This window comes from Nitrosospira multiformis (assembly GCF_003050865.1).
Classification (GTDB): domain Bacteria; phylum Pseudomonadota; class Gammaproteobacteria; order Burkholderiales; family Nitrosomonadaceae; genus Nitrosospira; species Nitrosospira multiformis_E.
The window spans coordinates 1-6,309 of sequence record NZ_QAOK01000056.1 but is presented as its reverse complement, the minus strand read 5'-3'; the positions used below and the strand labels follow the sequence as shown (position 1 = coordinate 6,309).

Annotated in this window: 7 protein-coding genes; 5 read left to right on the top strand and 2 right to left on the bottom strand. The window is 49.5% G+C overall.

The features are described from left to right. Nucleotides 1–294: 294 nt before the first annotated feature. The 3 genes from C8R21_RS15735 (at nucleotide 295) to C8R21_RS15090 (ending at nucleotide 2,864) form a co-directional block, all read left to right on the top strand. Nucleotides 295–483, top strand: coding sequence for a hypothetical protein (locus tag C8R21_RS15735; protein WP_146162520.1), 189 nt, complete (start codon nucleotides 295–297; stop codon nucleotides 481–483). Nucleotides 484–537: 54 nt separating this feature from the next. Further along, nucleotides 538–2,334: a GmrSD restriction endonuclease domain-containing protein gene (locus tag C8R21_RS15095; protein WP_107763431.1), complete on the top strand. Its 1,797-nt coding sequence runs from the start codon at nucleotides 538–540 to the stop codon at nucleotides 2,332–2,334. Nucleotides 2,335–2,579: 245 nt separating this feature from the next. Beyond that, the gene (locus tag C8R21_RS15090; RefSeq protein WP_107763430.1) at nucleotides 2,580–2,864 is read left to right on the top strand and encodes a MuF-C-terminal domain-containing protein; all 285 of its coding nucleotides are present in this window, start codon (nucleotides 2,580–2,582) and stop codon (nucleotides 2,862–2,864) included. 174 nt (nucleotides 2,865–3,038) lie between these two features. Here C8R21_RS15090 and C8R21_RS16010 read toward each other — a convergent pair whose 3' ends face one another. Continuing rightward, nucleotides 3,039–3,212 (bottom strand): hypothetical protein, encoded by a 174-nt coding sequence (locus C8R21_RS16010; RefSeq protein WP_181258975.1) that lies wholly within the window; start codon nucleotides 3,210–3,212, stop codon nucleotides 3,039–3,041. Between the two features lie 1,609 nt (nucleotides 3,213–4,821). Here C8R21_RS16010 and C8R21_RS15080 point away from each other — a divergent pair. Then, nucleotides 4,822–5,586 carry a Kazal-type serine protease inhibitor domain protein gene (locus tag C8R21_RS15080; RefSeq protein ID WP_107763428.1) on the top strand — a complete coding sequence of 255 codons (765 nt, stop codon included), beginning with the start codon at nucleotides 4,822–4,824 and terminating at the stop codon, nucleotides 5,584–5,586. A 124-nt stretch (nucleotides 5,587–5,710) separates the two neighbouring features. On the opposite strand, the gene C8R21_RS15075 is transcribed toward C8R21_RS15080, so the two are convergent. Next, nucleotides 5,711–5,941, bottom strand: a complete 231-nt coding sequence (locus C8R21_RS15075) for a ChaB family protein (protein WP_107763427.1) — start codon at nucleotides 5,939–5,941, stop codon at nucleotides 5,711–5,713. Between the two features lie 83 nt (nucleotides 5,942–6,024). Here C8R21_RS15075 and C8R21_RS16205 point away from each other — a divergent pair. Continuing rightward, nucleotides 6,025–6,309: hypothetical protein (locus C8R21_RS16205; protein WP_219906694.1), on the top strand; the 285-nt coding region annotated here is incomplete at its 3' end.

Sequence of the window (6,309 nt, the reverse complement as noted above, 5' to 3'; positions counted from 1 at the left end):
CGAAGCCCTGAAACGACTGGACGGTGGGATGCTTCATCTGCCCGTGCGCAGCAAAGACCGGCCGGATCGGGACCGGCTTGCACAACGGTACGAGCAATTCTTGGCTGCAACTTGAGATGCCTCATAACAATAACCAGATCTCGTTATTTCTTTGAGAATTAAACTCAAGGGGTATTACCTAAATCCCTCGTTCCACTCACTCGAGTAGCGACTCCTCCCTAAGGGTCAATACCCACACTGATTCTCTGGCGTACCTAATATAGTAGCAAATACTGCTGAGCTCGATAAAATCGCGTGGCCACGGTGGGTTTTGTTGCTCGCCCTCTCGCGCCTTTGCTCCCTTTGTTTAAAGAAGAGTTAAAGAATATCAACGCGGAACCGTTCGAATTGAAATGGATTAATCACCAACTTGACTGTACGGAACAGACCTTCTGGCTGCTGCTCCTCGTTTACCAGCAAAAACTGACTCAGCCGACGATCTGAAAGAATTTCTTTTTCCACCGATTATTATTTCTGCCAACTTTAGCGAGAACAGCGATGTCCACACAACGATATTCCGTCACTCCACATCCCATCGAAACTATCCTTACTTGGGTAAAGTCAGGGGAGATTGCGATACCGGAAATCCAGCGACCCTTTGTGTGGGAAGCTACCAAAGTGCGGAACTTGTTGGACTCTCTGTATCAAGGGTATCCCGTCGGCTATTTGATCGCGTGGCGCAATCACACGGTAAAACTCAAGGATGGAACAACATCCGCAGGGAAGCGTATTTTGATCGACGGGCAGCAGCGAGTGACAGCGTTGATGGCATCATTGCTGGGCATCGAGGTTCTAAATGACGACTATGAGACGGTGCAAATCCGCATCGCCTTCAATCCGCAAGAAGAAACATTTGAGGTCGCCAATCCGGCAATTCGGAAGAACGGAGCATGGCTACCTGACGTCGCCAAGGTATTCGATCCTTCAGCAAGCGTTTTCCAGTTAGTAAGTGGATATTGCGCAACTAATTCAGGCTGCTCCCAGGACAAGGTATTCAAGGTTATTGAGAAGCTTCGCGGGATTGTTCATAACCACGTCGGCATCATCGAGTTGTCTGAAAATCTGGATATCGAAACTGTGACGGAAATCTTCATCCGTGTGAACTCCGCGGGTTCTCCCCTCTCGCAAGCCGATTTTGCCATGTCGAAGATTGCCGTAAACGAGACTTTTGGCGGGAATATGCTGCGCAAGGCTATCGACTACTTTTGTCACTTGGCTGTCGCGCCTGACTTCCTTGCCAAGATCAGGAAGGGTGACAAGGCTTTTGTGGAGTCGGAATTCTTCGACAAGATGAAGTGGGTCGCGGATGTCAATGACGATATCTATGATCCCAGTTACACGGATATGCTGCGGGTAGCGTTTACCTCGGAGTTCGGCCGCGGGAAGTTGCAGGATTTAGTAGCTCTACTGTCTGGTAGAAATTTTGAGACGAAGCAGTATGAGGAAGCCATTGCGGAGGATTCATTCGAGCGACTGAAGAGCGGGATCCTGGCCTTCATCAACAAGACGCACTTTGATCGGATTACGATGATCCTGCGCTCGGCGGGATTCATTACCAGCAAATTGATCAATAGCCAGAATGCGGTCAATTTCGCCTATATTCTTTACCTCCGGGGTAGGGCAGAAAATGTTCCAGCAGCAGACTTGGAGCGGGTCGTGCGGCGCTGGTATGCCATGTCTGTACTGCGAGGGCGGTACAGCGGATCACCTGAGTCGACCTTCGATTTCGACATTCGCCAAATTAACAGCCGAGGCGTCCTGGATTACGTCGATGCAGTCATCCCGAATGAGCTGCCTGATAGCTTCTGGACAGGAATGCTGCCGCAGTTCATGGATACCTCGTCGATTAGTAGCCCGTATTTCCTTTGCTACCAGGCGGCACAAGCCAAGTTGGGCGATAAGGGTTTTTTATCGCGCGATATCACAGTAACGGACCTTCTGCTCAATCGTGCTGACGTCCATCACGTTTATCCCCGTCAATATCTGAAAGATCAGAATCTAACCAGAGGAACGTATAATCAGATAGCGAACTTCGTGGTTGCTCAAAGCGAAATCAACATCGCTATCGGAGGGAAACCCCCTGCAAGTTACTTTAAGGAACTGGCAGAGCAATGCAGTGGTGGCGCGAGGAAGTACGGTGGCATCACCGACAAGAAGGAAATATCGGCTAATCTACTGATGCACTGCATTCCAGCCTCGATGCTGGATGGTGAGATCAAGGACTTTGGCGAATTTCTCGAAGAACGGCGCAAGCTGATGGCGTTGAAGATCAAGGCCTGGTTCGAGGCGCTGTGAAGCTGAGTATCTCGAGGAGAATACGCGGCCGGACCAGGGCTTCGATCTGACCGATTACCAGCTATGTCTTTAAATCACCCGATGGCGCCCTGTTCTATGTGTTTGAACGCGACGCGAGCGAGGTATTCATTGATGTCAGTTACTATGCTACCGGCCCCGGTGGAGAGGAAAGTCAGGGGTACAGCCTAAACATGAAGGTCGAGGCCCACCCCTGAAAGCGACGGAAGAAGTGCGGACATGCTGGAATGATGAAATATGGGAACGGGCCTGTTACCCTTGTCGAAAACAAGGTGATCCTAGGGATCGACAATCACAACCTGACGGCAGAGCACTGGAAGAAAATTCCGTTATGGCTAGATTCACCGGCAATGGTTTTCGACTGGGACACGGTACCTGGAAGACTGGTATTTCTCGCGCCAAAGCAGCTCAAGGGCATGCCCAAGGAGATGATTGTCGAGCCGGAGAAGAAGGAAATGAGTGCCCTCCGTGACGCCGTTTCCAGTGCGAATACGCTTCCACTAGCGAAGTGATCCGCGAGGCGCTGTGAGTGGACATACAAACGCATGTTGCGCGAGCAGCAGGTGGCCGAGCTTCGCAAGGTTTGGCAGGAGGCATTGGATGATGACTGACCGGGAGTAGACCTTCGGAAAGTCCTTGATCGACTCAAAAGCAAGTATCGAGCCCTGGCAGATGCTCAGGGATAGCTAACAGGTCAGGCCAAACAGGATGAGGGCAACGAACATGAAGCCCACCATTGGCGGGGCCGCTCGATGCTCGTAAATTGCGCCTGCAAGCCCGAGGGTTATGAAAATGGCGATAACGGCGCGCAGATCAGGGCAAGCAGGATATTTATCATTTGCGCACCTGCCAGGCTCCATAGCGTAACGCTTGCATAACATCCTCGCGTTCGAGATAAGGATAATCTGTAGTAGCTCAGATTTAATCGGACCTCGGGTACCTAACGGCTCGATGAGCTGTGACCTCTCCGCGTTCTTGCCTGATGCCTTGTCAGTAGTTTTTAGTGCGGATCACTTCCTACTATCCAGGACATGAGGAGACACGAAATAAATCCCTTAGGGATGGCCTATAGACGTCTATCTTGCTCGTAGCCCTGCTGCATTATTAGCTGGAGATTTCTATTGCGCCGGGACCAAACAGAAATATTACCAGTCTGTTTGTGGGCAGTAACTGTATTAATCCGGACGCAACGGATAACAGACGGATAACAGATTTACCGCTCAGACTCAACAAAATTACATTATCAATATAACTTATTGATTATTTGGCTCCCCGACCAGGGCTCGAACCTGGGACCTGCGGATTAACAGTCCTATCAATATTTTCTGGAAAACAGTTGACATTAAGTACGTAAAACAAAGATAGACAAAGGCTTAGGAAAAAGAAATTGCAAAAAGCGATATTGGATACAAATATAAAGAGTGGAAGTCAAGAACAAAACTGAGCTTTGACTGCGACAAGCGTTTCTATTTAATAGACGTCTTCTTTAAAATATCATCCTCTCACTCTTTAATTTTTTGCTTAATCGGTAGACATAAGATTATACGAGACGCTTGGAGTTGTCTGCACCAAAGTAACAACGATTAAAACGGGTAAAAATACGGGTAAAAAACGTTCGTATGAATCAGAAAACCCTTTTTCCTACTAGTTTTCGGAAGATTTTTAGATTCCCCCTCCCGGCACCAACTAGCGTAATACCAGGCTGCTGCTTTCTCCAAAGTTCTGCAACTGGACTCGAAACACCCTTCTGGCTCTCCTCGCAATTCGTTCCCAACATTCCAGTTGTTCGAAACCAGTACCAATCCGACCATAAGGGATTGCAATGCCATCCGATCTGGACTCCGAATCAATAATAATCGTCTGCCCTCACTGCTCGAGTCAGCATGAAGAGACGATCTTGCGGTTGAAGTATGAACCGAGACTTTCCTGCCCGGATTGCGGCCAATATATCCTCATCAATCTCCTCGATCTTTATACCATGCTTGAGTCAGCGCAAAAATCCTGTAAGGCGCTCCTCAAAAAATTGACCCACGTGTCGAACGGCAAAAGTCCGCATTGATCTGCAAAGCGGAGTCTTCTGCCCGATTTTTGAAGGAAGCTTGACTGCTACTGCAAGAAAGGAAAAATGGCTTTCTGTCATATTTCCATGCTTTACCTTCTGCAATCTTTTCGCGAGCAAGGTTGCCTTCGGTTTCCCCTCTCCATCCGCCCTGGCGAGATTTACGCCATGATAGTCTCCGTCCCTGCCCAAAGGACCGACAATCAACCTCATCCCGACAAAAGCATTGTTTTGAAAATCCCGGAAACAAGCTTGACTGTAAGGCAAATACTGCTATGAATAAATCTGGAAATCCGAATGCCCTCCTGTCACTGGAGTAATGACGGTTAGAAACGCTTCATGCTGTTCATGACTTTGAACATTTGAAGGCAGGCGGGGTTTGTGCGAATTCCGACAATAAGGAGGTGGTCATGAAACAGTTGCGAATGATGGGGTTTCTGTCCGCATTGATGGGACTGTGCGGTCTGCTTGTTATTCCCGTTTCCCAAGCGGAGCCAGTGAAGCCTTCCAAGACAATCAAGACAGAGTATCAGTATGCGGCGAAGGTTGCGTGTTCATTGCTGCTGCCACACCAGGACGGAACATTGGCGCGCGGCACTTATCGCACCACAGTCAACATTCATAATCCGAGCGACAAAAAAATCAGCATTGCCGCCAAGGTGGCGCTTGCCACCCAGTTTGGCTCCGAGCCCGGACCGTTCGATGTGACCCCTTTCAAGGAGGCGGTCATTCAGCCGGATGGAGCAGTGGGAGTAAACTGCTTTGATATCGCCGGCTACTTTTGTCCGATCGATGGCGTGTGCGTGGATTTCGCCTTTCTTGAAGGATTCCTAGTCGTGAAAAGCCCGGTGCCGCTGGATGTTGTCGGTGTTTATACCGCTCGGCATACTGATGGAGATGTCGAATCCATCGACGTAGAAGCGGTCGAGGGACGCCAGGTTCGCGAAACGGTCAAGACAGGTGCAGCAGAACCGACGAAGCCGGGAGGAGGCAAGCGCGTCGATTATCCACCGAAGGGAAGCTCAGCGTATGGCGAGAAGGAGCCGAAGCAGATGTGCGGTGGCATAGCCGGCTTCCCCTGTCCTGAGGGCAAGAAGTGTGTGGATGATTCTTCAGACAATTGCGATCCGGCACGTGGCGGAGCGGATTGCAGTGGTATCTGCGTAAAACAATGATTTGAAGTAATCGCGGAAAAAGCGTTTTTCCTGACAGGGGCGAATGCAATTCGTCCCTGTTCAGGGATTCCCTGGAATGGGCAAGTCCATGGCAATTTCTCCTAAAAATTTCCCTCCAAAAAGATCAGGACTTTTTCTTGCGCCATTCGTCGCCCTCTTTCTCATATTCCTTTTTTACGGCCGACCAGGCTACCTTGTGCGCCGTTTCTTCGCGCGAAGCAGGTCCCCTGCACTCATCCGGGTCCTTATACTCATCCCAGGCGTTATTGAAAGCCGCCCGGTATATTTCCTGCGCATGCTTTGGCAGAACATTGGTAACGTTATCCGGAAGGTCTTTCAATGTATCGTATGGCATGATGCTTCTCCTGAACCTGCGTTGAAAAAAATAGCATCTGGTCTCCTGTGCAAAACCAGGATATAAAATTCAATATAGCAGGCATGCCCGATGATGCTGCAAGCATTGATTTGCAGATATCGGATCGACTGTGGAATGGAATAAGCAGGAGGGGAGATACAAACAAAAAATGGACTGGCGAGAATACCAACCCATTCAGAATGGGGCTCTTCATCATTAACGGGGGACAAGGGTATTCATTAGACTTGTTTTTACGAAGAACACGTTTAATGGAGGCAATACCGATGTCCCCAATCGATTCTATCCTAGGGATCGATGGCTTGGTGGTGCAAAGCGTAAAGCGCGCCCAGGGCATTCACGTCTGGGCC